This is a genomic window from Micromonospora sp. MGP-C2 (assembly GCF_057766525.1).
Genome location: NZ_JBYMEN010000002.1, coordinates 3,746,526 through 3,772,164 on the forward strand (window position 1 = coordinate 3,746,526; position 25,639 = coordinate 3,772,164).

Annotated in this window: 21 protein-coding genes and 1 riboswitch; of the genes, 11 read left to right on the plus strand and 10 right to left on the minus strand. The window is 72.1% G+C overall.

What is annotated here, in order from left to right; translation table 11 throughout:
- Window positions 1-63: 63 nt before the first annotated feature.
- The 3 genes from AC3CF1_RS17075 (at window position 64) to AC3CF1_RS17085 (ending at window position 3,977) form a co-directional block, all read left to right on the plus strand.
- Window positions 64-2,646, plus strand: a complete 2,583-nt coding sequence (locus tag AC3CF1_RS17075; RefSeq protein ID WP_488450818.1) for a S8 family serine peptidase — start codon at window positions 64-66, stop codon at window positions 2,644-2,646.
- Window positions 2,647-2,714: 68 nt separating this feature from the next.
- Window positions 2,715-3,650, plus strand: coding sequence for a GNAT family N-acetyltransferase (locus AC3CF1_RS17080; RefSeq protein ID WP_488450819.1), 936 nt, complete (start codon window positions 2,715-2,717; stop codon window positions 3,648-3,650).
- 78 nt (window positions 3,651-3,728) lie between these two features.
- The gene (locus AC3CF1_RS17085; protein ID WP_088950419.1) at window positions 3,729-3,977 is read left to right on the plus strand and encodes a hypothetical protein; all 249 of its coding nucleotides are present in this window, start codon (window positions 3,729-3,731) and stop codon (window positions 3,975-3,977) included.
- A 56-nt stretch (window positions 3,978-4,033) separates the two neighbouring features.
- Here AC3CF1_RS17085 and groL read toward each other — a convergent pair whose 3' ends face one another.
- From groL to AC3CF1_RS17100, 3 genes are all read right to left on the minus strand, one after another.
- Window positions 4,034-5,656, minus strand: coding sequence for a chaperonin GroEL (gene groL, locus AC3CF1_RS17090; RefSeq protein WP_030490078.1), 1,623 nt, complete (start codon window positions 5,654-5,656; stop codon window positions 4,034-4,036).
- Between the two features lie 272 nt (window positions 5,657-5,928).
- The gene (locus AC3CF1_RS17095) at window positions 5,929-7,065 is read right to left on the minus strand and encodes a hypothetical protein (protein ID WP_488450820.1); all 1,137 of its coding nucleotides are present in this window, start codon (window positions 7,063-7,065) and stop codon (window positions 5,929-5,931) included.
- A gap of 96 nt (window positions 7,066-7,161) precedes the next feature.
- Window positions 7,162-7,365, minus strand: coding sequence for a cold-shock protein (locus tag AC3CF1_RS17100; protein WP_088950422.1), 204 nt, complete (start codon window positions 7,363-7,365; stop codon window positions 7,162-7,164).
- 338 nt (window positions 7,366-7,703) lie between these two features.
- Between AC3CF1_RS17100 and AC3CF1_RS17105 the strand changes: the two genes are divergently transcribed.
- Complete coding sequence (locus AC3CF1_RS17105; protein WP_354981756.1) at window positions 7,704-8,234, plus strand: GNAT family N-acetyltransferase; 531 nt, start codon at window positions 7,704-7,706, stop codon at window positions 8,232-8,234.
- 171 nt (window positions 8,235-8,405) lie between these two features.
- Here the strand turns inward: AC3CF1_RS17105 and paaN are convergent, their stop codons facing one another.
- From paaN to AC3CF1_RS17125, 4 genes are all read right to left on the minus strand, one after another.
- On the minus strand, window positions 8,406-10,079 hold the full coding sequence (gene paaN, locus AC3CF1_RS17110; RefSeq protein WP_172862118.1) for a phenylacetic acid degradation protein PaaN: 1,674 nt from the start codon (window positions 10,077-10,079) through the stop codon (window positions 8,406-8,408).
- Window positions 10,080-10,178: 99 nt separating this feature from the next.
- Entirely contained in the window at window positions 10,179-11,198 is a 1,020-nt protein-coding gene (locus AC3CF1_RS17115) for a GNAT family N-acetyltransferase (protein ID WP_330465016.1), read from the minus strand.
- Window positions 11,199-11,521: 323 nt separating this feature from the next.
- The gene (gene thrC, locus AC3CF1_RS17120) at window positions 11,522-12,808 is read right to left on the minus strand and encodes a threonine synthase (RefSeq protein ID WP_210925457.1); all 1,287 of its coding nucleotides are present in this window, start codon (window positions 12,806-12,808) and stop codon (window positions 11,522-11,524) included.
- A 10-nt stretch (window positions 12,809-12,818) separates the two neighbouring features.
- A riboswitch (SAM riboswitch) is annotated at window positions 12,819-12,954 on the minus strand.
- A 67-nt stretch (window positions 12,955-13,021) separates the two neighbouring features.
- Complete coding sequence (locus AC3CF1_RS17125; protein WP_488450821.1) at window positions 13,022-13,990, minus strand: DMT family transporter; 969 nt, start codon at window positions 13,988-13,990, stop codon at window positions 13,022-13,024.
- A gap of 91 nt (window positions 13,991-14,081) precedes the next feature.
- Between AC3CF1_RS17125 and AC3CF1_RS17130 the strand changes: the two genes are divergently transcribed.
- Complete coding sequence (locus tag AC3CF1_RS17130; protein ID WP_088950428.1) at window positions 14,082-14,387, plus strand: ArsR/SmtB family transcription factor; 306 nt, start codon at window positions 14,082-14,084, stop codon at window positions 14,385-14,387.
- Between the two features lie 76 nt (window positions 14,388-14,463).
- Here the strand turns inward: AC3CF1_RS17130 and AC3CF1_RS17135 are convergent, their stop codons facing one another.
- A complete protein-coding gene (locus AC3CF1_RS17135; protein WP_396683707.1) occupies window positions 14,464-14,925 on the minus strand; it encodes a DoxX family protein in 462 nt (153 codons plus the stop codon).
- A gap of 454 nt (window positions 14,926-15,379) precedes the next feature.
- Between AC3CF1_RS17135 and AC3CF1_RS17140 the strand changes: the two genes are divergently transcribed.
- Complete coding sequence (locus AC3CF1_RS17140) at window positions 15,380-16,078, plus strand: DUF4232 domain-containing protein (RefSeq protein ID WP_355160292.1); 699 nt, start codon at window positions 15,380-15,382, stop codon at window positions 16,076-16,078.
- A gap of 9 nt (window positions 16,079-16,087) precedes the next feature.
- Here AC3CF1_RS17140 and AC3CF1_RS17145 read toward each other — a convergent pair whose 3' ends face one another.
- Window positions 16,088-16,984 carry an ABC transporter permease gene (locus tag AC3CF1_RS17145; protein ID WP_088950431.1) on the minus strand — a complete coding sequence of 299 codons (897 nt, stop codon included), beginning with the start codon at window positions 16,982-16,984 and terminating at the stop codon, window positions 16,088-16,090.
- Entirely contained in the window at window positions 16,984-19,848 is a 2,865-nt protein-coding gene (locus AC3CF1_RS17150) for an alpha/beta fold hydrolase (protein ID WP_488450822.1), read from the minus strand. The genes AC3CF1_RS17145 and AC3CF1_RS17150 overlap by 1 nt, the downstream gene beginning before the upstream one ends.
- A gap of 373 nt (window positions 19,849-20,221) precedes the next feature.
- Here AC3CF1_RS17150 and AC3CF1_RS17155 point away from each other — a divergent pair, with 373 nt between their 5' ends.
- From AC3CF1_RS17155 to AC3CF1_RS17175, 5 genes are read left to right on the plus strand one after another with little or no spacing between them, the layout of a single operon-like run.
- The gene (locus AC3CF1_RS17155) at window positions 20,222-21,394 is read left to right on the plus strand and encodes a hypothetical protein (protein WP_354981763.1); all 1,173 of its coding nucleotides are present in this window, start codon (window positions 20,222-20,224) and stop codon (window positions 21,392-21,394) included.
- The gene (locus AC3CF1_RS17160; protein WP_488450823.1) at window positions 21,381-23,948 is read left to right on the plus strand and encodes a sensor histidine kinase; all 2,568 of its coding nucleotides are present in this window, start codon (window positions 21,381-21,383) and stop codon (window positions 23,946-23,948) included. Before AC3CF1_RS17155 ends, AC3CF1_RS17160 begins: the two co-directional genes overlap by 14 nt.
- On the plus strand, window positions 23,945-24,418 hold the full coding sequence (locus AC3CF1_RS17165) for a roadblock/LC7 domain-containing protein (protein ID WP_088950435.1): 474 nt from the start codon (window positions 23,945-23,947) through the stop codon (window positions 24,416-24,418). Before AC3CF1_RS17160 ends, AC3CF1_RS17165 begins: the two co-directional genes overlap by 4 nt.
- Window positions 24,415-24,900 (plus strand): DUF742 domain-containing protein, encoded by a 486-nt coding sequence (locus AC3CF1_RS17170; RefSeq protein WP_088950436.1) that lies wholly within the window; start codon window positions 24,415-24,417, stop codon window positions 24,898-24,900. Before AC3CF1_RS17165 ends, AC3CF1_RS17170 begins: the two co-directional genes overlap by 4 nt.
- On the plus strand, window positions 24,878-25,639 hold the full coding sequence (locus tag AC3CF1_RS17175) for a GTP-binding protein (protein WP_355159298.1): 762 nt from the start codon (window positions 24,878-24,880) through the stop codon (window positions 25,637-25,639). The genes AC3CF1_RS17170 and AC3CF1_RS17175 overlap by 23 nt, the downstream gene beginning before the upstream one ends.

A 25,639-nucleotide genomic window follows, 5' to 3' on the forward strand; every position in this document is an offset into this window, starting at 1 on the left:
TCCGATCGACCCGCAACACGACGGTCGGATGGAAACCGCTCGCCGTGGTCGTAAGGTTCTCGGATGCAAGGTCACCCCGCGCAACCCGGATTCAGCGACCGCAGCTCCCCGTGGTCGGTGGTCGCAGCCGTGCTGGTCGGCTGCTGGACGGTCGCGGTCACCGCAGCCACCCAGACCGGCGGCTGGGTCACCGATCAGGTGCTGCTGGGCTTCGGGCTGGACCGCGTCGGCTGGCTCTGGCCGGTCCTCGGCCTGACCACAGTCGTGCTGGTGGGCACACCCGCCCTGCTGCTGGCCGTGCTGCCCCGGTCGGCTGCGGTCCGGGCCACCGGGAAAGCCTGGCTGATCGGGGGTCTCGCCCTCGGCGTGCTCACGCTGCTGCGGGTCGTGCCGCCGGTGCACCACGAGGCGTACCTCGCCGGGCTGGCCGGCGTCGCGCTGCTCAGCGCGCTCGCCGCGCGCTGGTCGGCGCGACGATCGTCCGGCCCGGATGTCGACACCGCGCCCGCCGCCGCACAGCGGGTCGGCGAGCGCACCGAGCAACGCGACGCCACCGATGGTGCGGCGCTGAACGACGATGCCGCCGCCCGAGCCGAGGCCGTCGCAGGCCCGGGGTCGAGCGCCGACGCCGCCGGGAGTCCGAACCCGGTCGGACGTCAGCGTGGATCGCATCGGACCGGACCGGTGCCTCTGCTCGCGGTCGCCGCCGGGCTGGCGCTGCTGCTGCCGTGGGCCTGGCTGGGCGCGCTCGGCGGGCTCCTGGAAACCGCGCTCGCGCTGTTGGCGGCAGCCGCGCTGGGGGTGCTGGCCGCGACACTGTTGGACGCCACCTTCTGGGCCCGGTTCGCTGTTGGCCGACCGCCGCGGCCGGCCCGGCTCGTCCTGCTGGGAGGTCTGGTCGCCGGGGTGGCGCTGCTGCTGCTCGCGGCCGGCACCGGCCAGTCCGGCGCGCAGTTGCCCGCGCTGCTGACCCTTCCGCCGGTGGGTTTCGCACTGGCCGCGCTGTGGGCCGCGGCCTGGCGACCCAGCACCGACCCGGCCGTCGCCGCACGCGCCGGCCGGACTGCGACCGGCTGGCTCGTGGGCCTGGCCGCACTCGGCCCGCTGGCCTTCACCGACCCGGAAGAGATCACCCTGCTGCTGGTCGGCACCCGGGACATCCCGTTCTGGGTTGCGGTCGCCGCCGGCGCCGGGCTCGCCGTCGCGGTCCTGGTCGCCATCGGGTACGCGGTGCTGCTCGCCCGGCCGACGGCACGCACCCCGAGTCGCCGGTCGGCAGCGGTGGCAGCCGTGGTGCTGCTGGTGGCGTTCGGCGTGGTCGACCTGGGTCCGGGCCAACCGGGCCTGCACGGCGAGCGACTGTTCGTGGTGCTGCGGGCGCAGGCCGACCTGAGTGGACTGCCGGCCGGCGCTGCGGGTCGGGCCGGGAGGGACGCCCGCGCGACGGAGGTCTACCGACGGCTGGTGACGACCGCCGAGCAGAGCCAGGCCGACCTGCTCCGGGGGTTGCGTCGACTGCGACTCGACCCGGTGTCGTACTACCTGGTCAACGCGGTGGAGGTCGACGGCGGTCCGGCGGTGCGGGCGTGGCTCGCCCGCCGACCGGAGGTGGCCCGGGTGCTGGTCAGCCAACGTCTGCGGCCGCTGCCGGCCCCGGCGGGGCAGAGCCGCGGCACCGCGCCAAGGCCCACCGGCCCGGAGTGGAACATCCGCCAGATCGGCGCGGACCGGGTGTGGTCCCAGCTCGGGGTGACGGGCACGGGCATCGTGGTGGGCAGCTCGGATTCGGGGGTGGACGGCGCCCATCCGGCGCTGCGCGCCGGGTTCCGGGGCGGAGACGATTCCTGGTACGACCCGTGGGACGACACCCGCAGCCCGACCGACCAGGGTGGGCACGGCACCCACACGGTGGGCAGTGCGGTGGGGCGCGACGGCATCGGGGTGGCGCCTGACGCGCAGTGGGTGGGCTGCGTCAACCTGGACCGCAACCTCGGCAGCCCTGCGTACTACCTGGACTGCCTCCAGTTCATGCTGGCGCCCTTCCCGACCGGCGGCGACCCGTTGACCGACGGCCGTCCGGAGCGCGCCCCGCAGGTGCTCACCAACTCCTGGGGTTGCCCGCCCATCGAGGGTTGCGATCCCGGCGTACTGCGGCCGGCCACCGCCGCGCTGGACGCCGCCGGGATCTTCGTGGTCGCCGCCGCCGGCAACACCGGGCCGTGGTGCGCGTCGATCGACGACCCACCGGCGCCGTACGCGGACGTGCTGACCGTGGGTGCGGTGGACGCGCAGCGCCGGGTCGCCGAGTTCTCCTCGCGCGGGCCGGTGCCGGGTGCGAGCAAGCCGGACGTGCTGGCACCGGGTGTGGGTGTGGTGTCGGCCATGCCTGGCGGCACGTACGCCGCGCTGGATGGCACGTCGATGGCGACCCCGCAGGTGGCCGGGGTGGTCGCGCTGATGTGGTCGGCGAACCCGGCGCTGGTCGGCGACGTGGCCCGGACCCGGCAGATCCTGCGGGACACCGCCACGGCGGCCACGCCCACCTACCGCTCCGACAACCCGTCCGACACCTGTGGTGCTCCGTCGAACGTCACGGGTGCCGGTGAGGTGGACGCGTACGCCGCCGTGCGCGCCGCCCAGCAATAGGCAGGTTTCCTTCCGGATCCGACGGGCGGGAGCGCGGGCCGCCACACGGTGTTCTAGGGTCGGCGACCATGGACGCCGAGATCACCGTCACCGAGCTGACCCGCGACCTGGCCGACACAGTGGTGCGGCTCTGCGAACAGGCTCTCGACCTGCCCGAGGACGCCACCGAGGCCGCCGCCATCGTGGACGTGCTCTGGCCCCGGGCCGCCGCCGACCGGCCGGTGGTCGGGCTGGGCGCGTACCGGGGTGCGGACCTGGTCGGGGTGCTGTTCTGCTCGGTGTCGTCGGCCGAGCCGGGCATCGGGCACGTGGACCTGGTCGCGGTCCGTGCGGATCAGCGCCGCCGGGGCGTCGGCCGGGCGCTGCTGCGGCGGGCCGAGCAGGTGCTGGCCGAGCGCGGAGCGACCGAGGTGCTGCTGGCCGGGAACCCGCCGTACTACGCGTGGCCGGGCATCGACGTCCGCTACACCCCGGCGGTCTGCGCCGCCCTCGCGCTCGGCTACCAGCAGGACCGGACCGCCTGGAACATGACCGCCGACCTGTCGTACGACGGGTCGGCGGCACTGCGGTCCACCGAGGCGGCGGAGCGGCGGCTGGCCGATCAGGGCGTGACGGTGCGCCGGGCGGCGCCGGCGGATCTCCCGGCGTTGACCGCGTTCGCCCGGTCCACCTTCGGCGGCACGTGGGACGGCGAGTTGGCCGGGTCGGTGGGTCGTGACGGCGCCGGCTGCCACCTGGCGGAGCGGGGCGGCGAGGTGCTCGGCTTCGCCGCGTACGGGTCGTCCCGGCCGAGCTGGTTCGGGCCGATGGGCACCGCGCCGGAGGCCGAGGGGTCGGGCATCGGTGGTGTGCTGCTGCGGCGCTGCCTGCGCGACCAGCAGGCGGCGGGGCTGACCAGGGCGGAGATCGGCTGGGTGGGGCCCGTGCCGTTCTACTCGGGCAGCGCGGGTGCCCGGATCGAGCGGGTTTTCTTCCTGTACCGGAGGACCCTGCCGGTGGCATAACCGGGGCAAAGGGGACATTGATCCATTCGCCCGCGTCGGTCATCGACGCCCCCTACCGTTTCGGTAGAGGAGGCAGCCATGACCACGGATGACGACCAGACCGAGGACGGCCCGCCGATCACCTGGAAACCGGTCGGCGAACTCCCCGGCCAACTGCCGTTCGACCGGCTCGACTACGGCGACGCCGAGCAACTGGCCGAGATGACCACCGACGACGGGTCGGCGGTCGTCGAGGAGTCACGGGAAATGGTGGACGAGCCGATCAAACTGCTTCCGCCGTACGACCGGGCACAGAAGCGGCGCAACCAGCGCCCACTGCCGACCTGACGACGAACGGGGCGGACCGCATCAGCGGCCCGCCCCGTTCCGTGTCGGAACTGGACTCAGAAGTCCATGTCCCCGCCACCCGGGCCAGCCGGGGCAGCCGGGGTCTTCTCCGGCTTGTCCGCGACAACTGCCTCGGTGGTGAGGAACAGCGCCGCGATGGAAGCGGCGTTCTGCAGCGCCGAGCGCGTCACCTTGGCCGGGTCGATGATGCCCGCGGCCAGCAGGTCGACGTACTCGCCGTTGGCGGCGTTGAGGCCGTGACCCGCTTCGAGGTTACGGACCTTCTCCACCACGACGCCGCCCTCAAGGCCGGCGTTGACGGCGATCTGCCGCAGCGGGGCGTCCAGCGCGACCTTGACGATGTTCGCACCGGTCGCCTCGTCGCCGACCAGGTCGAGCTTGTCGAAGGCGGTCTTGCCGGCCTGGACCAGCGCGACGCCACCACCCGGGACGATGCCCTCCTCGACGGCGGCCTTCGCGTTGCGAACGGCGTCCTCGATGCGGTGCTTGCGCTCCTTGAGCTCGACCTCGGTGGCCGCGCCGACCTTGATGACCGCAACGCCGCCGGCCAGCTTGGCCAGCCGCTCCTGCAGCTTCTCGCGGTCGTAGTCGGAGTCGCTCTTGTCGATCTCGGCCCGGATCTGGTTGACCCGGCCCTGGATCTGCTCGGCGTCACCGGCACCGTCGACGATGGTGGTCTCGTCCTTGGTCACCACGACCTTGCGGGCGCGGCCCAGCATGTCGAGGCTGGCGGCGTCGAGCTTGAGGCCGACCTCCTCGCTGATGACCTGGCCACCGGCGAGGATGGCGATGTCGGTCAGCATGGCCTTGCGGCGGTCACCGAAGCCCGGCGCCTTGACGGCGACCGACTTGAAGGTGCCACGGACCTTGTTGACCACCAGGGTGGCGAGGGCCTCGCCCTCCAGGTCCTCGGCGATGATCAGCAGCGGCTTGCCCGACTGCATGACCTTCTCCAGGATCGGGAGCAGGTCCTTCACCGACGAGATCTTGCTGTTGGCGATCAGGATGTACGGGTCGTCGAAGACGGCCTCCATACGCTCCGGGTCGGTCATGAAGTAGGCCGAGATGTAGCCCTTGTCGAAGCGCATACCCTCGGTGAGCTCCAGCTCCAGCCCGAAGGTGTTGCTCTCCTCGACGGTGATGACGCCTTCCTTGCCGACCTTGTCCATCGCCTCGGCGATGATCTCGCCGACGGTGCTGTCGCCAGCGGAGATGGAGGCGGTGGAGGCGATCTGCTCCTTGGTCTCGACGTCCTTGGCGAGCTTGGACAGCTCCTCCGAGACGCTCGCGACCGCGGCCTCGATGCCCCGCTTCAGGGCCATCGGGTTGGCGCCAGCGGCCACGTTGCGCAGGCCCTCGCGAACCAGGGCCTGGGCCAGGACGGTCGCCGTCGTCGTGCCGTCACCGGCAACGTCGTCGGTCTTCTTGGCGACCTCCTTGACCAGCTCAGCGCCGATCTTCTCGTACGGGTCCTCGAGCTCGATCTCCTTGGCGATGCTCACACCATCGTTGGTGATGGTGGGGGCACCCCACTTCTTCTCGAGCACGACGTTGCGGCCCTTCGGGCCGAGGGTCACCTTTACGGCGTCGGCGAGCTGGTTCATGCCCCGCTCGAGGCCGCGGCGAGCCTCTTCGTCGAAAGCGATCATCTTGGCCATACGGCGTTGTCCTCCTGGACACTCACGGGCCACCCGAGATGTGTGCCCCGGATGGGCCGCCTGGTGTGCGCACCTAGGGACGTCGCCACCTGGCGACGACGACGTCCTTCGGCCGGGCCGGATAGCCCGCGACGACCGGCCATGTGCTGCCCCGGTGTCTCCACACCGGCACAACCTGGCCCCACCGTCCCGACCGTTGGCACTCACGGTATGCGAGTGCCAATGACTTGTTTAGCACTCTCCCCTGCCGAGTGCAAGCACGATGGGGCCGCTCAGCCGAGTTCCGCGGCCAGTCCGGGAGTGTTCACCGGCGCCTCATGAGCGCGCTGCTCGGCGTACGTGACCAGCAGACCGATCATCTGGGAGAGGTGGGCCGGCAGGGCCAGCACCGCGGTGATCCCGATCACCACCACCGCCCCGACCGCGCTGTCCGGGGACGCGAAGGGATCCGTACCGAACGCCGAGGTGCCAACGCCCTCCAGCGCGCCGGGGATCACGGTGCCGACGATCACCGCCAGGGCAACCAGGGCCACCCGACCGAGCAGCAGGCCGAGCCGGTCGTGGAACATCCGGAACGACCGGCCGATCGGGTTGTGGCGCTCGAAGAGGTAGACCGGGCCGGCCATGCTCAGCGCGAACGCCAGGTAGATGCCGGGCAGGACGCAGAAGCAGGCACCGATGCCGACGAGCAGGCTGATCAGCAGGGTCCACCCCCACAGCCCGAGTGCCCGACGGATGCCGTAGCGCAGCGCGGAATCCAGGCTGCCCGGCTGACCGGCCGCCTGCTGGGTGATCACCCAACTGCCGGCAGCCCACCCGACGGCCTGCAACAGCCCGACCAGCACGCTGCCGCCGATCAGCAGGACCAGGAGGCTCACCAGCTCCACGGCGAAGTTGTCCGGCAGTGCGGCGGTCGTGCTCGTCTCGGCCTCGGCGGCCCACCTCGCCGACGGGTCCGCCCCGAGAGAGATCACCGAGAGCACCGCCGCGGGCAGCACCTGGGTGAGCAGCATGATGGGCACCAGTTGCCGCCAGCCCCGGCCCAGCGCTCCCCAGCACCGGCTGAACCAGCCGGCCAGGCCGGCACCGGGTGGAGTGACCAGGGGGTCGTTCGGGTCGTACCCGTAACCCGGCGGGTACCAGTTGACCGGCGGCCCCGGATGCCATGGCTGCGGACCGTAGGGCCCCGCTCCAGGCGGGTAGCCCCCGGTGGGCGGGAACACCCACCCCTGCTGCGGCTGACCGGCCGGGCCCCAGGCGCCCTGCGCAGGATCCCAACCAGCCGGCGGGACACCCGGCACGGAGCCAGGCGGCTGACCGGCCGGGCCCCACGCACCCTGCGTGGGGTCGGACGGGCCTGGCTCACCCTGCCCGTAGGGCGGGGTGGACGAGGGTGGCTGGTCGGTCATGAACGCTCCTCAGCATCGGCTGGAACGGTTCACGATCTTCCCGGCTGCGCGCCCGTGCCGCCAGCCCCCAAGGCGGCGGCCGACCGGTGCGAACGGTCAGGCGATGACGCGTACGTGCTCCGCCTGGGGGCCCTTCTGGCCCTGGGCAATCTCGAACTCGACCCGCTGGCCGTCGTCCAACGCCTTGTAGCCGTCCATCTCGATGGCGGAGAAGTGAACGAACACGTCCTGACCGCCGTCGACGGCGATGAAGCCGTAGCCCTTTTCGGCGTTGAACCACTTGACGCTGCCCTGTGCCACGGTGCCACTTCCCTCACTCTGCGCGGTGCTGCCTGACCCGGCGCACGGAGCGGCCGGGCGCCCTCGGACCACCGCCCCGGCAATCGATGACCGCCATTGAAACAGGTGACCGAAATCGCACGCTACACGAGGACTGACAGCCGCGCACGACCACAAATCGGGCATGGCCCTGATCGCTTCCACACCAGCTCCGGCCGCACCGGTCGACCCGACGCGGCGACCCGGCGGATTCATCGACGTGAGTGCCACCGGGGAAGGAGACGAGGCTGCGCCGCGAGCCGGTGAAGATCGGGCCCGACCCGAAAAATGCCGTTCACCCCCTGTGATAGGCATGCGGCATGACCACCGATACGGGCTCGACAGCCGTTCGTCGGGCGGAGATCCGCCGGGGCCGGCCGGAGGACGCCGCCCGGATGCGGGCGCTGCGCCTGGAGATGCTCGCGGACGCACCGTTGGCCTTCCTGGAGACCCTGGCGGACGCGGCGGCCCGACCGCACAACGAGTACGCCGCACGGGTCGCGTACACCTCGGCCGGCCCGAACAACGCGCAGTTCGTCGCGGACCCGGGCGGCCGGCTGGTCGGGCATGCCGGTGGCACGGTCACCCCGGACGAGCCCGGGCTGACCGTGATCTACGCCGTGTACGTCACGCCGACCTGGCGGGGCAGCGGCCTTCTCGGCGACCTGATCGACGGGGTGGCCGACTGGTCCCGGGCGTGCGGCCGACCGGAGCTGCTGCTGGAGGTCGTGGTCGGCAACGACCGCGCCTACCGGGCGTACCAGCGGCTGGGCTTCAAGGACACCGGCGTGCGAGTCCCCCACCCCAAAATCCCAGCCCTGAACGAGCTACAGATGCGCCGACCCGCCTAGAACAGAGAACTCATCCCAAGGCAGAGCCACTGAGATGCCCTAAAAAAGCCCGCAGCGACGTCACCGCCGTGCCCACAAAGGGTTTCCGGGGCAGCCCGACCCGCGCAGGGATCAAGCCTGACCGCCCGGAGCGGGTCGGGCTGCCCCGGAAACCCCCACCGCAACTAAAGATCAGACATGACGCCGAGACTGAACGATCCGGAACCGGTTGGCCACATAAGCCCCATCGGTCAACGCCGAGTTGGCCGCCGCGTTGGCCCCGCTGCCGTGGAAATCGGAGAACGCCGCCGACTGGTTCACGAAGACCCCGCCGGTGAGGTTGCAGGACAGGTGCACCCCGACCTCGACCGCGACCGCCTCGGTGGCGTCCAGCACCGCCTCGTCGGTGGAGTAGACCCCGGCGGTCAGCGCGCCCTTCTCGCCGACCGTCCGGCGCAGCAGCTCCAGGCTCTGCGCTGTGGAGTCGGTGGCGATGGCGAACGAGATCGGCCCGAACCACTCCCGGCCGTACGTCTCCGCGTCGTCCGCCGCCAGCTTCACGATCGTCGGGGTACGCACCACCGCATCGGCGTACGCCGGGTGCGCCACGACCCGCGACTCCAGCACCGGCTCGCCGACCTTGGTCACCTCGGCCAGCCGCTCCAACACTCCGTCGTTGACGATGGCGCCGGTCAGCTCCACGCCTCGCGCCGGATCGGCGGTGAGCTTGCCGACCGCTGCGGCGATCCCGCCGGCCACCTCGTCGAAGCTCTTGTGCCCCTGGTCGGTCTCGATGCCGCCGGCCGGGATGAGGATGTTCTGCGAGGTGGTGCACATCTGGCCGCTGTAGAGGGTCAGCGTGAAACCGAGGTTGCGGCACATGCCGGCGAAGTCGTCGGTGGAGTCGATGACGACCGTGTTCAGACCGGCCTTCTCCGTGTAGACCGAGGCCTGCCGGGCGTGCGTCTCCAGCCAGTCGCCGTACTCGGTGGAGCCGGTGAAGTCGACGATCTTCACGGAGCGGTGCAGGGCCAGGTCACTGGCGAGCTTCTCACCGGGCGCCTCGGCCGCCAGCATGATCAGGTTCGGGTCGAACCCGGCCTCGGCGAGCACCTCCCGGGCGTACTTCACGGTGATGGCCAGCGGTAGCACCGCGCGCGGGTGCGGCTTGACGATCACCGGGTTGCCGGTGACCAGCGAGGCGAACAGCCCGGGGTACGAGTTCCAGGTCGGGAAGGTGTTGCAGCCGATCACCAGCGCCACCCCACGCGGCACCACGTGGAACGTCTTGGTCATCCGCAGCGGGTCACCCTTGCCGGCGGCCTTCTCCCAGCCTGCCGTGCCCGGGTGCCGGGTCATCTCGGCGTACGCGTAGGCCAGCGCCTCCAAGGCCCGGTCCAGTGCGTGCGCACCGCCGGCCTGGAAGGCCATCACGAACGCCTGCCCGCTGGTGAACTGCACCGCGTTGGCCAGCTCGAAGATGTTCTTGTGCAGCCGGTCGAGGATCTCCAGGCAGACTCCCACCCGGGCCTGCGGGCCGGCGTCGCGCCAGGCCGGCAGCGCGGCGGAGGCGGCGCTCACCAGCTCGCCGGGGCCGGCGTGCGGGTAACGCACCGCGAGCTCCACCCCGAACGGGCTCGTCTCGGTGGCGACCCGGTCGCCAGCGCCCGGCTGGTCGAGCGGGAAGTCCCCACCGAGGTACGCCTCGAAGGCGGCCTTGCCGTCGGCGGCGGCGGTCTCGCCGTACACCCGGGGGCTGGGGGATTCGGGATAGGCGGACCAGTAGCCCCGCTCCGTGATCGCGGTCAGCGCACGGTTGAGGGTGTCGGCGTGCCTGTCGTACAGGGGCTGCGGGGTCTCCGTCATGCCCGCCATCATGCCTCAGCCAGGTCCGCGAGCAGTAGCGCGAATGCCCGGCTGCGGTCATGCACGAGGACCGGCCACCAGCAGTAGCGCCGATACCCGTCAGAGGGTGAGCTGCCAGTTGTTCCAGGCGTCCACCGGGCGGAAGCCGAGTTGCTCGTTGATCGCCACCATGTAGCTGTTGCTGGCGGCGTTGAAGGTGTCGATGACGCGGACCGTCGGCTCGTGGGTCAGCAGGTGGTGCAGGTTCTCCGCCTTGGCGATGAGACCGAGCCGGTGCCCACGGTGAGCCGGGTCGACGATGGTGATCTGCTGGTAGGAGTGCCAGTCGGTGGAGGCGCTCACGTCCAGCAGGGTCCAGGCGACCAACCGCCCGGACGCCTCGTGGCGCATCCCGAGGTGGTAGCGCCGCCGACCCCGGGCGTCCAGGGCGCGCTCGGTGCCACGGATGCGCTCGGCGTCCACCTGCTCCGGGTCCCACTGCACGTCGCCCATGGGCGCGTCCATGAGCAACCGGCCATCCAGGTAGGCGATGTCCGCCACGTACTCCTGCGGGGTGGAGCCCTGCCAGCAGACCGACTGATAGCCCTCCGCCCGCGGCCGGGCCTCGGCCAGCGCCGCGCGCAGGGCGATCCGGTCGATCGCGTCGACGTCGAGGCGGCGACGCACCTCGGGCAGCGCCGACTGGGCGCCGGTGGTGGCGGCGAACGCGTCTCCCGCCGCTGATCGCGCCGGCCCGTCGGGCAGCGCGGAGACGGTCATCGCGACGACCCGCTTGCGGCCGCGCTCGCGGAGCAGGCGTACGCCGTACTCGTGCAGCGCGCGACCGACACCCCGGCGCCGCAGCTCGGGATGCACCGTCAGCTCGGCGGTGGCGTTGTCGGTGTTGTCGAGCTGCGGCAGGTCCAGCTGGAGGTAGCCGGCCGGCGCGCCGTCCAGCCGGGCCAGCGCCCAGAGCGATTCGGTGCCGGGCATCGGCGTGTGGAACAGCGCGTCGAAGCGGCGTCGGCAGAAGGGTGGGAAGTCCGGCAGGTCGACCTCGGTGGCCGCCGCGCCGATCCGGTACGCCTCGTCGACCGAGGTGCGGTCGGCGCCGTCGAACGACGCGATGGTGATGCTCATGCGGTGAGCGTGCACCGTACAAAAGCGATCGGGCCAGCGAATTACTCGCTGGCCCGATCGAACGTTGGTCGGGAGGGACACTCGCACAACGCCTCCGGCGTTGGGTCGCAAGAACTTCAAAAGTCTTCGGCGAAATGCCCTCCCGCACGGAGCATCTTGCGCCGTCCGGTTCCTGCCGTCAAGTCCGTAGCGGCGGGTTTTCCACACTCACAGCTAAAACCCAGTTACGGAGTGATCGACTCGGTTTCACTGAAGTCGGGGTGTCCAGTCAGCCCGGACACCCCGATTTCCGTAAACCCGAGTGGATCAAGACCGGCAGCGGGTCAGCCCAGGAGGCCGGCGTCGCGGGCGGCGCGCAGCGACGGCTTGATGTGGTGGGTAGGCCCAACCTGACCGGCCACCGCGTCGATGGTCTTCAGACCCTCGCCGGTGTTGAACACCACGGTCTCCGCCGTCGGGTCGAGCCGGCCGGACTCGACCAACTTGCGCAGCACCGCCACTGTCACCCCACCGGCGGTCTCCGCGAAGACGCCGGTGGTGCGGGCCAGGTCGCGGATGCCCGCCCGGATCTCGTCGTCGTCGGCGTACTCCATCCAGCCGCCGGTGCGACGGACCGCCTCCAACGCGTAGAGGCCGGCGGCGGGGTCGCCGATGTTGAGCGACTTGGCGATGCCGGTGGGCTTGACCGGGGTGATCGTGTCGGTGTCGGCGTGCAGGGCCGTGGCGATCGGGTTGCACCCGGCGGACTGCGCGCCGAAGACCTTCCAGCCGCCGGCCGGCGCCTCGACCAGACCGATCTCCACCAGCTCGGAGAACGCCTTGTCAATCTTGGTGAGCAGCTCGCCGCTGGCCATCGGGATCACCACCTGCGCCGGGATCCGCCAACCGAGCTGCTCGGCCACCTCGTAGCCGAGCGTCTTGGAGCCCTCCGCGTAGTACGGGCGGACGTTCACGTTGACGAACGCGGTGTCCTCGAACTCGTCGGTCTCCACCAGCTCACCACAGAGCCGGTTGACGTCGTCGTACGAGCCGTCGATGGCGACCAGCTCGCCCCCGTAGACGGCAGTGGTGATGACCTTGCCCTGCTCCAGGTCACTGGGAATGAAGACCACCGAGGGCACCCCGGCGCGGGCGGCGTGCGCGGCCACCGAGTTGGCCAGGTTGCCGGTCGACGCGCAGGCGAACCGGGTGAAGCCGAGCGCCTTCGCGGCGGTGAGCGCCACCGAGACGACCCGGTCCTTGAACGAGTGGGTGGGATTGGCGCTGTCGTCCTTGACCCACAGCTGCGCGGTGATGCCCAGCTCGGCGGCGAGGTGCGGGGCCGCCACCAGCGGGGTCAGCCCCGGGTCGAGGGTGACCCGGCTGGCCGGGTCCTGACCGGCGGGGAGCAGTGCGGCGTACCGCCAGATGTTCTTCGGCCCGGCCTCGATCTGCTCGCGGGTGACCGTCGCCAGGGCGGCCGTGTCGTAGTCGACCTCCAGCGGGCCGAAACACTCGTAGCAGGCGTGCTGGGCGGCGAGCGGGTAGCGCGCCGAACAGGCGCGACAGACCAGGGCGCGGGCGGGGCTGGCGGAGGTGTCGATGCCGGAGGCGGCGAGCGTCGACGTCATGTCGAGAGTCCTCTCATCTTTCCCCGCATCGCACGGTGCGGCGGGGACGGAATTGGCACCTGCCCCGCGGGTCGCTCAGCGGTGAGCGCGCGGGGTGGTTGCCGGGGCGTCGTCGGGCCGTATCCCTCAGCCCCTCTGGATGAGGTATGCAGTTGTGTCGTCGAGTCTAGGCAAAGCCGGGCGCGGCCTCCAGGGCAGATCCCAGGTAGTGGGTCAGCGGACGCTCACCGCCGCGGGGTCGGTCACCGCGATCGGGTCCGTGACCGCTGTGGCCCGGGGCAGCGCCGAGCCTCGGGTCCGGGGCCGGGTGGCGAGGTTCGCGGCGACCAGGGCGGCGATCGTGATGGCGGCCCCGACCAGCTCGATCGGCTCCGGGCGGTAGCCGCGGGCGATCTGCACCGCGAACGTGGTCACCGGGACCAGGTTCATGAACAACGCGGCGTTGGCGGCACCGAGTCGCTGCACGCCGGTGTTCCAGGCCAGGACCGCGACCACGGCGCCCAGGATCACCGCGTACGCCAGTTGCGGGGTGACCGCCACGAGGTCGGCGGCGGCCGGAGCGTGCTGCCAGCCGACGGCGTCGGCGCCGATGCTCGCGGCCAGCATGGCGGCCGTGCCGGCGAGTGCTGTCAGCGTGGTGAAGCGCAGCGGCGACCACTCGCCGAAGCGGCTGGCACCGTGCGTGTAGATGCCCCAGCCGAGCACCGCGCCGATCATCATCAGCCCACCGAGACCGAACTGACCGAGCCCGCTCAGGCTCCCGCGGGTGATCACCAGGCCGACACCGAGGAGCGCCACCAGGGAGAGACCCAGCAGGAGCGGCTTCGGGCGTACGCCGTCACGGGCCCAACGGACCAGTTGGGTGATCACGGGGGTGGTGGCCACGAAGAGCGCGACCTGCTGCGGTGCGGCGTGTTCGAGGGCCAGGCTGGTGAGCAGGTTGAAGCCGGCGAAGCCGACCACTCCGAGCACCACCACCTCGGCCGTCCGGCCGCCCGACCGCAGCGCGCCGGCACCCTCACGGAGCAGGAGGACGGCGACCAGGATGACGGCGGCGAGAAGGTAGCGGGCAGTGGTCAGGTTGAGCGGGTCGACCCGGGTCAGCGCGCTGGCCAGGACCGGGAACATCACTCCCCAGGCGAGCACGGCGAGCAGCGGGTAGGCGGCGGCGCGGGATCGCATCGTCAGCTCCAATGTTCGAGTATCGTCGAACCAACGGAACCGACAGTAGGAGCTTGTTCGATAATTGTCGAACAAGGGTTACACTGGTCACATGGAGCCGCACGAACCCGAACTGACCGCCGTACCGGTCACCGCCGTGCTGGCCGCACTCGCCGACGACGTGCGGCTGCAGATCGTCCGGGCGCTCGCCGAGGGCGGCGAGGCGGCCTGCGGCAGCTTCGACTTCGGCGTCTCCAAGGCGACCCGCAGCCACCACCTCAGGGTGCTGCGCGAGGCCGGCCTGACCCGCACCCGCGCCGCCGGCACCAGCCGCCTGGTCCGACTCCGACGCGACGAGCTGAACAAGCTCTACCCCGGCCTCCTGGACGCTGTCCTCAGCCCTCGCCCGCCGGCCTGATCCCGCCACCACCGTCGCCGAGCGCGTCGCCGGAGCCCTCTCGTCGAGGCCCCGGCGACGCGCGGCGCGCGTGCGGTCAGACAGCCACCGAGCTGGGTTCGACCGCCGAGGCGGGCGCTGGTGCCGACGGGGAGTCGGTGCGACGCCGGGCGAGCAGCGTGTCGAGCGCCCAGGCGCCCGGACCGAGGGCCGCTATCAGCAGGAACGACCAGCAGAAGAGGGCGGACAGCTCGCCCCCGTTCTGCATGGGCAGCAGGTGATCCGGCTGGTGCACCACGAAGTAGGCGTACGCCATCGAGCCGGATGCCAGCAGAGCGGCGGGTCGGGTGAAGAGCCCGGCCAGCACCAGCGCGCCGCAGACCAACTGGATCAGGGCGGCCCACCAGCCCGGCCAGGTGCCGAGCGGTACCGCCTTGCCGGTCATCGGGTTGCCGCCGAACAACCCGAAGACCGAGGTCAGGCCGTGCAACGTGAACAGCAGGCCGATCACGATGCGGAACAGGGACAGGGTCGGCCCGCCGAGCCGAGAGACGTTCATGGGACCTCCATTGAGGTGAATGGATGGATCCCGTCCATCGTGACGCATGGTTACATCGAAGTTAATAACTTCCTTGCTGGTGGGAAGATCCCCGGTTGAAATATGTCGGCGCTACGCCCGCCAGCGACGAGCAGGCGGGCCGGCGAGTTCGTCGCGCCGAGGCTCTGAGCTGCGGCTGAGCAGGAAAACCGACCTCAGCAGGGCGTCGGTCGGTCCATGGGAGCGCTCCCGAATGACGGTACAGCCCACCAGGCCCTACGCGCAGCCCGCCAACCCGCCGCAGATGCGGACGGCCGACCGACCCCGATGATCCACTCGGCTTCCTCGAAAGCGCGGTATCCCGAGGCCAGGATGCCCCGGGTTCAGGGAAACCGAGTCGATCAAAAGCGGCTCGGCGGCCGGGGACGGGCAGGGTGGGCAGCGACGGGACGCCTCCATGCGCGAGGATCGGTGGATGATCTCCCGCGAGATGACAGCACGACGGGCCGGCCGGTCGCTCGCGGTGTTCGCGTCAGCGCTGGCGCTCGGCGCCTGCGCACCCGGCGATCATCGCGGCCAGTCCGGGGATCCCCCGAGCCCGCCGCCGAGCGCACCCGGTGTGTCGACGAGCCCGTCCGCGAGCACCGACCCGCTGGCCGAGTGCCCGGCCTCCGGCGTCCGGATCCGGTCGACCGGGTCGGACGCCGCGATGGGGCTTCGCGCCCTCGGCCTGGAGCTGGTCAACTGCGGCGACCGCCCCTATCAGCTCAACGGGTACCCGGTGCTGCACGTCTACGACGAGCAGCGCGAGCCGATCATGCTGCGCGTGGTCAACGGCGCCAAGGAGATCACCTCGGGCTTCGACCAGCCGCCCCGGAAGGTCACTCTCGCCCCGAACGAGCGGGCCACCGCCGTGGTGCTCTGGCGCAACCTGGTCACCGATTCGACAGTGGTGGCCAGCAACGGGGAGTTCCTGACGGTGGCACCCGCGGCCGGCCAACCGCCCCATGAGGTCGACCCGGACGGGCCGGTCGACCTGGGCAACACCGGCCGGATCGGCGTCAGCGCCTGGAAGAAGGCCGACCCGTCCACGCCGGCACCGACGCGCCCGGCCCCGCCGCCGCAGCCCAGTGCCGTGCCGTCGTCGGTGAGCCCACCCGACAGCCGGCTGTGAGCCGACCCGCTACGACGTGATGTCCTTGCGGGTGAAGCGCCAGAACGCCAACCCCCAGAACAGCGTCGCGTAGCTGATCGCCGAGATGCAGCCGCGTACCACGTCGTCGGTCTGCACCGGGGTCGAGAGCAACCCCAGCCAGGCGGTGCTGAAGTGGGTGGGCAGGAAGTCGCGTACCGCGCCCAGGGCGGTGATCTGGTCCAGGATGCTGGACAGGATCCACAGCAGCACCGCACCACCCACCGCGCCCAACGCGGCGTCAGTGGTCACCGACAGCAGGAACGCCAGCCCGGCCACCACCAGGAGTACGACCGCCAGATAGCCGAGCACCGCCAGCAACCGGAGCAGCCCCTCGGTGGGTTCCAGCTCGGCGGCGACAGTGCTGCGCAGCGGCGACCAGCCGTAGCGCAGGGTCCCCGCCAGCAGCGCGGTGCCGGCCAACAGGATCAGGGCCAGCCCCGAGTACGCGAGCGCGACCACCAGCTTCACCGTCAGCAACCTGGCCCGAGGCACCGGGATCGCCAGCAGGTAGCGCAGGCTGCCCCAGCTCGCCTCACTGGCGACGGTGTCGCCGCAGAACAGCGCGACCACCACCACCAGCAGGAACGACGCCGAGACGAAGATCGAGAACAGGGTGAAGTTGAGGCCACCCGAGGTGGCCAGCTCGACCAGGCTGGAGAACTCGTTGCGACCGTTGTCGTCGTCGCCGCCCGAGTCGAACTGGAACGCGATCAGGATGATCAGCGGCAGCAGCACCATGAACCCGAGCGCCAGCTGGGTGCGCCGCCGGGACGCCTGCCGCCGGAACTCCGCCGCGAAGGGCATGGTGGCCGACGGCCGGTAACCGCGGGCCGCACCGGCCGGGTCGGTCACGCCCAGCGGCGTCTCGACGGAAGAGCCTGCCATCACCGGTCACCGCTTCCCCGAGAGTTCTCGCCCACCAGGGCGAGGAACGCGTCCTCCAGGCGCCGCCGGGGCACCACCCGGTCCACTCCGATGCCGGCGCGCACCAGCTCGGCCACCACCTCGCTGCGGGCCGTGCCGTTGGTGTCGACCACCAACTGGCCGTCGCTCTCCGGCAGGACCCGGACCCCGTGCAGCCGGTCCAGCACCGCGCGCGCCGCCACCGGGTCGGTGACGTCGAACAGCACGCTCGGCGACTCGCCCACGATCTCCTCCACCGGCCCGGACGCCACGATCCGGCCCTTGTTGACCACCACCGCGTGCGTGCAGGTCTGCTCCACCTCGGCCAGCAGGTGGCTGGAGACCAGCACCGCGCGCCCGTCCGTGGCGTAGCGCTGGAGCACCCGGCGCATCTCGGCGATCTGCGGCGGGTCGAGCCCGTCGGTCGGCTCGTCCAACACCAGCAGCTCGGGAAGACCGAGCATGGCCTGGGCGATGGCGAGGCGCTGACGCATCCCGTGGCTGTAGTTCTTGATCTTCCGGTGCACCGAGTCGCCCAGCCCGGCGATCTCCAGCGCCGCGTCGAACTGCGCGTCCTCCCACGGCCGTCCGGTGGCCCGCCAGTACGCCTTGAGGTTGTCCAGACCCGACAGGTGCGGCAGGAAGCCGGGGCCCTCCACCAGCGCGCCGATCCGGGACAGCACCGGCGAGCCGGGCACCAACCGGCGACCGAAGACGTAGATCTCCCCGGCGGTCGGCTGGGTCAGCCCCATCAGCACCCGCAGGGTGGTGGTCTTGCCGGCGCCGTTCGGCCCGAGCAGACCCACCACCTGACCCGGGTGCACCTCGAAGTCCACGTTCGACACCGCGACGAAGCCGTCCGCGTACTCCTTGCGCAGTGCGCGCACGGCCAGCGGGGTGTCCGCGTACTCCGGGTGCACCGAGCGGTCCTGGCGGCGGTGCCGGCGGCGGACCACGGCGACGACCACGACGAGCCCGACCGCGATGGCGGCGAGCAGGCCGGCGAGCACCCAGCGCCAGAGCGTCGCGGCGGTGGGGATCGGCTCGCCGCTGACCGTGGGCAGGGTGACGGCGCCGTCCACCGCCACCGTGTAGACGGTGGGCTGGGCGGGCGTGGTGTACGCCTGGTCGGAGGTGGCCACGACGAGGCGCAGCCGGTGGCCGGCCTCCACCCGTCGGACGATCCCGGGCAGCGTCACGGTTACCGGGCGGGCGTCCTGCACCTGCTGCGGCAGGCCGGTGAGCCGGATCGGGGCGACCAGCCCGTTCGGCAGGGTGGCCGCGCCGTCCGGGTCGACGTCGTAGAGCTTGACGAACAGCACCGCCTCGCCGGTGGGTGACGCGGCCCGCACGGTGACGGTCGGCGTACCGGCAACGTCCACCGCCTCGGTCAGCGGCGTCGACTCGAACCGGGCATGCTGGCCGGGCACGTCACCGGCCACGCCGTCCAGCAGGGAGGCGAGCCCGCCGGCGAACGGGATCGAGGAGATCGCAGCCGGGTTGCCGTTGGGCGGGTTGGCGATCGGCTGGGCCGGGCCGGCGACCGGGATCTCCCGGCGGGCGTTGCCGGTCAGGCCCGGGTAGTCGGCGCGGCGGAAGCCGGTGGCGACGAGACCCCTGTCGAGCGCGTCGAAGCCGGCGATCCGCGACCAGGTGAAGTCGTCGCCGGGCGCGTCGCCCTCGCCCTTGACGTAGTGGTCGAGCCACTGGACGGTCAGGAACTTCACCCGGTCTTCGTCCGAGCGGGGTCCACTGCCACCGTCGTGCCCGCCGGTGAACCAGGCGACCCGCACCGGGGTGCCGGCGGCGGCGATGCCGCGCGCGTTGGCGTCCGCCTCAGCGAGCGGGAAGAGGGTGTCCGCCTCGCCCTGCACCAGCAGGGTGGGTGCCTTGATCCGGTCCAGGACACCCGCCGGGCTGGACCGGCGCAGCAGGTCCACGGCGGCCTGGTCGGCCTGACCGGTGGTGGCGATCCGCAGGTAAGCGGCGCACACGTCGGCGGCGAACCGGCCGCAGGACGGGTCGGCGGCACCGGCCGGGGCGCCACCGGGACCGGTGCCCGGGCCAGCGCCCGGTCCGGGGCTGGGCGGACCGGCCGACTCCGGGGCTCCCTGCGGCTGGGCGGCGGTCGCACCGGACAGCCCGGCCGGCCCGGAACCCACGTTGCCGCCGCCACCGAAGAACAGACCGGCCCAGCCCTTCTTGAACACGCCCTCGGTCGGCGCTCCGCCGGTGCTCTCCGGCAGGAAGGCGCGCGACAGGTCGTTCCAGGTGATCATGGGGACGATCGCGTCGACCCGACTGTCCTGGGCGGCCAGCAGCAGTGCCAACCCGCCGCCGTACGAGCCGCCGACCACACCGACCTGCGGGTCACCGGCGGCGTTGGTGCGCACCTCCGGCCGAGCGGCCAACCAGTCCAGCAGCCGTTGAGCGTCGCGCACCTCGTGGTCCGGGCTGTCCAGGTGGATCTCACCGCCGCTGCGGCCGAAGCCCCGGGCCGTCCAGGTGAGCACCGCATAGCCGCGCCCGGCGAACTCCTCCGCGTCGGAGCGCACCGACTCCTTCGTGCCGCCGAACCCGTGTGCCAACAGCACCGCCGGCACCTTCCGCCCGGACGACGCGTCGTCGGGCAGGTAGAAGGTCGTGTCCAGGTCCACCGGCTGGTCGCCGGACGGTCCGGAGCGGACGGTGAGCATCGCGCTTTCGGTGCGTACGCCCGGCCCCTGCGGCCACACCGCCCAGGTCACGGCGGCGGCCAGCAGCACGACGACCGCCGCTGCGGCGATCGCGCGACGGCGGGTGGGCAGGGCACGCCGGAACCACGCGGCCGGCGACGGCGATGTCATGCGGCACACGGTACGGCCCGCAGCCTGAGCGTTGGCTGAGATCCGCCGTACGTCCGTCCGGTTGCCCCGATCGGTGTCCAGATGGGTGCGAGCGCGCAACGTCGGACGCGGCACAGTGAGTTGACTTCGGATTCCGTGAATTCCGATCTATGCCGGATATCCACCTCGATCCCTCCATGTCACACCCATCGACGAAACAAAGTGGGCCGGAGGCGCGGACAAATGCTGACATTGCTCGAACTGACGCGAACCTGACTCGCCGACTGAGGTCTGACCGGTAGGCGGTTCGATTAGTTTTCCGGTCCGGTGCACGGGACTTTTCGGCTGACCCGAGACCGCGCCAATTCGCGCTTCCCCGCCGGAGGAGACACACATGACAGTCCCCGCGCCGCGGGCCCGTCGACGGCCGTCCACGCTGGGCCGACTGCTGCCGCTGCTGCTCGTCGGGGCACTACTGGCGCCCGTGGGTCTGCTCGTCACGTCTGCCTGGCGGCAGACCAGCGACGATCGGACCCTGGCCGCCCGCGAACGACTCGGCGTGCAGTACCTCGGTGCCCTGGCCGGGGTCACCGACGCCCTGGTCGAGGCCCAGTCGGCCGCGGTCAGCGGTCGCCCCGTCGCCCGGGAGCCGTTGGACCAGGCGGTCGAGAAGGCCGCCGCGGTGGACGCCCGCATCGGCGTCGAGCTGCTCAGCCAGGAGCGCTGGGCAGGGGTACGCGCCAAGCTGGAAGCACTGCGCGGCCGCAGCCCCGCCGACCCGGAGTCCGCCTACACCGCGTACGGCGAGGCTGCCGACCTGCTGCTGGCCCTGCACCGCAAGGTCCGGGAAAGCTCCGGGCTGGTACGCGACCCCGCAGTGGACTCCTTCTTCCTCCAGGACAGCGTCGGCGAGGAGCTGCCCGAGGCGGTGGTGGCCGCCGGCCGGCTCGCCGACCTGGGCACTCTGATCTCCCGCCGCCCCGCCGCCGAGCAACCCCGTGGCCTGATGGAGCTGACCGGCCTGCGGGTCACCGCCCTGGCGCCGGCCAACGACGTCGTGGACAACCTGCGCTCCGCCGTGGACGGCTCGGAGAGCACCGATCTCGGCGCCAACGTGCTGACCCCGCTCGACACCTACCAGCGCTCGGTGGAGGCGCTGGCCGCGTTCTCCACCCCCGGCGCCGGAGGCGTGGACCAGGGTCAGTTGGCTGCCGCCGGGCTCAACACGCACCGCGCGGCGCGCCAACTCCAGCCGGTCATCCTCGCCGAACTGGACGCCCTGCTGGTCGAGCGCATCGACGGGCTGGACCGGGACCGCTGGCTGACCATCGCCGCGGGGGTCGTCGCCGTGCTGTTGCTGGGCTGGCTCGCCGCGCTGCTGATCGGTGCGGGTCGCCGGGCCCGACGCCGGGCCGCCCTGGCCACGACCCACACGGAAGCCCCCGACACCCCGTCCCGGGCAGACCCCTGGCAACCGGCCGCCTCCGAACCGCGAGAGCTGCAGCCGACCGGCGCGCTCCGGGCCCCGGAGACCGCGCAGTGGGGGGCGTTCGATGCTGCTCGGTAGGCTCCGCATCCGCGGCAAGCTCGCTCTGCTCGTGGTGATCCCGCTGCTCAGCATGGTCGGCCTGGCCGTGCCCGTGATGCTCGACCGGGTGGCCGCGGCACAGCGGGCCGGCGACACCGCCGACCGGGTACGACTCGCCAGTCGCGTCGGCAGCCTGGTCCAGGACCTCCAGCAGGAACGCATCCTCTCCGTCGGTTTCCTGCTCGGCCGGGTCGACCGGAGTGAGCTGATCCGCAAGTCCGCCGACGTGGACGACCGGGTGGCCGACCTGCGGGCCGACGGGAGTGACGCGCTGACCGACCGCGTCGACCGCGCCCTGGACGGTGTGTCCAGCCTCAGCGACCTGCGCACGGCAGTGCTGGCCCGGGCCGCGAACCCCGGGCAGGTGATGAACGCGTTCGGTCCGGTCAACGTGGGCATGATCGACTCGCTGCGGCTGGCGTTCGGTGTGGACACCGAGACGCAGGCGGGCCGTCAGGTGCTCGCCCTCGACGGGCTGCTCCGCGCCGACGAGGGCCTGGGCGCCTGCGCCACCCTGAGCGTGCTCGTCAAGGTCATCGGCAGCCCGGACACCAGCGCGGCCTACGTGGCGTGCATCGCCGCGCTCCAGGTCGACAGTCGGCGCTTCCGCGCCCTGATCACGCCCGAGCAGCTCGCGGTGGCCCAGCTCAACGACGCGGCGGTGGCCGCGCGTACCAGCCCCGACTTCCTGGTCACCAGCGCCCGGGACCCGGCCGGCGCGGTCCGCGACGTGCCGATCGAGGCGCTCTTCCCGGCCGTCCGCACGATGATCCGACTCGGCCAGTTCGTCGAGAAGAAACTGGTCGCCGACGTGCTCACCGAGGTGACCGCCGAGCAGCGCCGGGCGCTGACCGCCGCGTACCTGGTCGGTGCCGCGACGGTGCTGATCCTGATGCTGGTGGTGATGCTCAGTGCGGCGGTCGCACGGACGGTGGCCCGACCGTTGACCCGCCTCACCCGCTCGGCCGACCGCGTCGCCCGGGTCGCCGAGGCCGAGCTGGTCCGGGTCGCCGACGACGAGACGGAGAGCCCACAAGCGGTCCGGCTGGAGCCGGTGGACGTCCGGGCCAACGACGAGATCGGCGACCTGGCGCGGGCCTTCGACCGGGTGCAGACCACCGCCGCGCGGCTGGTCGAGCGGCAGGTCGCCGGCCGACGCAACGTGGCGCAGATGTTCGGTCACGTCGGGCGGCGCACCCAGAACCTGGTGGGCCGGCAGATCGCCCTCATCGACCGGCTGGAGCAGCAGGAGGCCGACCCGGGCCGGCTGGAGCACCTGTACCGCCTCGACCACATCTCCAGCCGGCTGCGGCGCAACGCCGGCAGCCTGGTGGTGCTCTCCGGCGCGGCCGGGGCCGACGCGCACACCGCGCCGGTGCCGCTGGCCGACGTCGTCCGGTTGGCGCTGGGCGAGATCGAGGACTACACCCGGGTGGAGGTGCGGGTGCCGGCGGGCATCTCGGCCGCGCCGGCGGTGGTCGGTGACCTCATCCTGGCGCTGGCCGAGCTGATGGAGAACGCCACAGTCTTCTCCCCGCCGCACACCCGGGTGCTGGTTGCCGCCGAGGCGTCCGGCCTCGGCGCCCGGATCACCGTGGTGGACCACGGCATCGGCATGGGCGAGCAACGGCTGGCCGAGGAGAACGCCCGGCTCACCCGCCGGGAGCGGCTCGACCTGGCACCGACCGAGGTGCTGGGCCTGTTCGTGGTGGGCCGGCTTGCCCGTCGCCACGGCTGGGAGGTGGGCCTGACCGCCACCGGCGGCGGTGGGGTGACCGCACACCTGGAGATCCCGTCGGCGTCACTGGTGCTGCGCCGCGCCGACCGGGCCGGGGCCGCCGTGGCCCGGGCCGCCGTGCCGGCACGGGACCGACGTACGGCCACCCCGGCGGTCGACGACCACGACACGCGGTCCCTCGCGGCGGCCGTCGCCGCGCCGGCCCGCTTCGACTCGGACCTGCTCAGCCGAGCCACCCGCAGCCTGGAGGCCGGCCCGTCCTGGAACGCGTTCGGCCCCGGCCAGACGGAGCAGGTCGCTCCCGCACCCCAGGCGCCGGAGCCGTCGGGCACGCCGGCCGGACCGCGGGTCCGGCAGCGGGTGCCCGGGGCCAGCCTGCACGCCACCGCCGCGCCGACCCGGCCGGTGGACGCCACCGGCGCGGACCCCGCCGCCGCCCGCGCCCTGGTCGAGGCGTTCCAGGCCGGGGTACGCCGGGCCGAGGCCGCATCCGGTGTCCGGTCGACCATGCCGGACCCGAGCGTGACCGTCGACCTGCCGAGCACACCGGGCGGCGCCGGCCCGACGGTGACGGACAACGCGGGACCGTCGGATGGCACGTCGGGTCGGGGCCGGCTGAGCCGGCGGGTGCCGGGGGCGAACCTGACCGCCATCCCGGCCTGCCAGCCGCCCAGTACGCACCTCGGTGACCCGGCCGAGGTCCGAGATCAGATCAGCGAGTTCGAGGAGGGCGTCGCCCGCGCTCTCCGCGAAGTCAGCCCAGACCACCGGAACGAAGAGGGATCATCACGGTGACCAGCCCCTTCCTGCACGACAACGTCGACCAGAGCCCGACCGGCGCCATCGGGGACCTCAGCCCGGAGGCACGCACGTTCAACTGGCTGCTGGACTCCTTCACCTCCAGCACCGCCGGGGTGCTGGAGGCGATCGCGGTCTCCTCGGACGGCCTGCTGATGGCCATGTCGGCGATCAAGGATCGGTCCAACGCCGAGCGGTTGGCCGCCGTGGTCTCCGGAATGACCAGCCTCGCCGGTGGGGCGGCCAGTTGGTACGCGCTCGGCGGCCTGAACCGGGTGATCGTCGACATGGCCGACGGCTATCTGCTGATCAGCGCGATCAGCAGCGGTTCCGTGCTCGGGGTCGTCGCGGACCGGTCGGCCAACCTGGGCACCGTCGCGTACGAGATGACGCTCTTCGCCGGGCGGGCCGGTGGCGCCCTGACCCCGCGGTTGATCGTCGAGTTGAAGAACGCCGTCCAACAATGACCCCCGAGGTCGCCGGCGAGGATCCGGACCCGGACCCCCGGGTCCGGATCCGCCCGTACCTGCGCGCGTTCTCCCCGACCGGGGAGAGCGTGGCGGCACCGGCCCTGCCCGAGCCGGAGGAGGGTGGCGGTGGGCCGGCCGGTCCCCGTCCATTCGTGCTCACCTCAGGGCGGGTGGCGGGTGCCGATCCGGCGATCGGGCTGGAGACGCAGGTGACGGTCCGCCCGGACAGCGGCTGGTGGAGCAGCCCTCCCGGGGTCCTGATGGCACCGGAGATCCAGGCGATCATCGCGCTCTGCGCCGAGCCGATCTCGGTGGCCGAGATCTCGGCCCGGACCCGACTGCACTTCGGGGTGACGCGGGTCCTGGTCGGTGACCTCCGGGCGGCCGGGCACCTGGACGTGCACGTCACCGACACCGACGATGCTCTCGACCCCAACCTCATCCTGCGAGTGATTGATGGACTCCGTGCGATCTCCTGAATGGCCGGTCGCCCCGCTCGGCGGGGTCGCCGCGAACAGCGCCGCCGCCCGGTACGGCATGTCATCGGGCACCGGGCCGATCGTCGGTCGGGCCGGGCCGCCGTCGAGCGCTCCGCCGCCGCCGTACCAGCCTCCGTCCGCTACGCGGGCGTCATCGCCGCCGGCCGGAAGACCCGCCGCGCCGCCGGTCCCGGTCAAGATCCTGGTTGCCGGCGGCTTCGGGGTGGGCAAGACGACCACAGTGGGCGCGATCTCGGAGATCGCGCCCCTGACCACCGAGGCCGAGATGACCACCGCCGGGATCGGCGTGGACGACCCGGGCGCCCGATCATCCAAGACCACCACCACTGTGGCCATGGACTTCGGCTGCGTGACCATCGACCGCAGCCTCAAGCTCTACCTGTTCGGCACCCCGGGGCAGTCCCGGTTCGGCTTCATGTGGGACGACCTCGCCCGGGGTGCGCTCGGCGCCCTGGTGGTGGTGGACAGCGCCCGGCTGGACGACTGCTTCCCTGCGATCGACTTCTTCGAGCGGGCCGGGTTGCCGTTCGTCGTCGGGGTCAACGCCTTCGACGGGCGGCTGGCCCTGGAACTCGGCGAGATCCGCTGGGCGCTGGCCATCGGCGACCACGTTCCCCTGGTGCAGTTCGACGCCCGGGACCGGCTCTCGGTGCGGGACGCCCTGCTGGTCGTCCTGGACCGTGCGCTGGACCGGGCTACGCGGGACCGGAGGGCCTGA

Coding starts and splice junctions, on each gene's coding strand:
- AC3CF1_RS17075 (WP_488450818.1), top strand. CDS start 64: ATGCAAGGTCACCCCGCGCAACCCGGATTCAGCGACCGCAGCTCCCCG.
- AC3CF1_RS17080 (WP_488450819.1), top strand. CDS start 2,715: ATGGACGCCGAGATCACCGTCACCGAGCTGACCCGCGACCTGGCCGAC.
- AC3CF1_RS17085 (WP_088950419.1), top strand. CDS start 3,729: ATGACCACGGATGACGACCAGACCGAGGACGGCCCGCCGATCACCTGG.
- groL (WP_030490078.1), bottom strand. CDS start 5,656: ATGGCCAAGATGATCGCTTTCGACGAAGAGGCTCGCCGCGGCCTCGAG.
- AC3CF1_RS17095 (WP_488450820.1), bottom strand. CDS start 7,065: ATGACCGACCAGCCACCCTCGTCCACCCCGCCCTACGGGCAGGGTGAG.
- AC3CF1_RS17105 (WP_354981756.1), top strand. CDS start 7,704: ATGACCACCGATACGGGCTCGACAGCCGTTCGTCGGGCGGAGATCCGC.
- paaN (WP_172862118.1), bottom strand. CDS start 10,079: ATGACGGAGACCCCGCAGCCCCTGTACGACAGGCACGCCGACACCCTC.
- AC3CF1_RS17115 (WP_330465016.1), bottom strand. CDS start 11,198: ATGAGCATCACCATCGCGTCGTTCGACGGCGCCGACCGCACCTCGGTC.
- thrC (WP_210925457.1), bottom strand. CDS start 12,808: ATGACGTCGACGCTCGCCGCCTCCGGCATCGACACCTCCGCCAGCCCC.
- AC3CF1_RS17125 (WP_488450821.1), bottom strand. CDS start 13,990: ATGCGATCCCGCGCCGCCGCCTACCCGCTGCTCGCCGTGCTCGCCTGG.
- AC3CF1_RS17130 (WP_088950428.1), top strand. CDS start 14,082: ATGGAGCCGCACGAACCCGAACTGACCGCCGTACCGGTCACCGCCGTG.
- AC3CF1_RS17135 (WP_396683707.1), bottom strand. CDS start 14,925: ATGAACGTCTCTCGGCTCGGCGGGCCGACCCTGTCCCTGTTCCGCATC.
- AC3CF1_RS17140 (WP_355160292.1), top strand. CDS start 15,380: ATGATCTCCCGCGAGATGACAGCACGACGGGCCGGCCGGTCGCTCGCG.
- AC3CF1_RS17145 (WP_088950431.1), bottom strand. CDS start 16,984: ATGGCAGGCTCTTCCGTCGAGACGCCGCTGGGCGTGACCGACCCGGCC.
- AC3CF1_RS17150 (WP_488450822.1), bottom strand. CDS start 19,848: ATGACATCGCCGTCGCCGGCCGCGTGGTTCCGGCGTGCCCTGCCCACC.
- AC3CF1_RS17155 (WP_354981763.1), top strand. CDS start 20,222: ATGACAGTCCCCGCGCCGCGGGCCCGTCGACGGCCGTCCACGCTGGGC.
- AC3CF1_RS17160 (WP_488450823.1), top strand. CDS start 21,381: ATGCTGCTCGGTAGGCTCCGCATCCGCGGCAAGCTCGCTCTGCTCGTG.
- AC3CF1_RS17170 (WP_088950436.1), top strand. CDS start 24,415: ATGACCCCCGAGGTCGCCGGCGAGGATCCGGACCCGGACCCCCGGGTC.
- AC3CF1_RS17175 (WP_355159298.1), top strand. CDS start 24,878: ATGGACTCCGTGCGATCTCCTGAATGGCCGGTCGCCCCGCTCGGCGGG.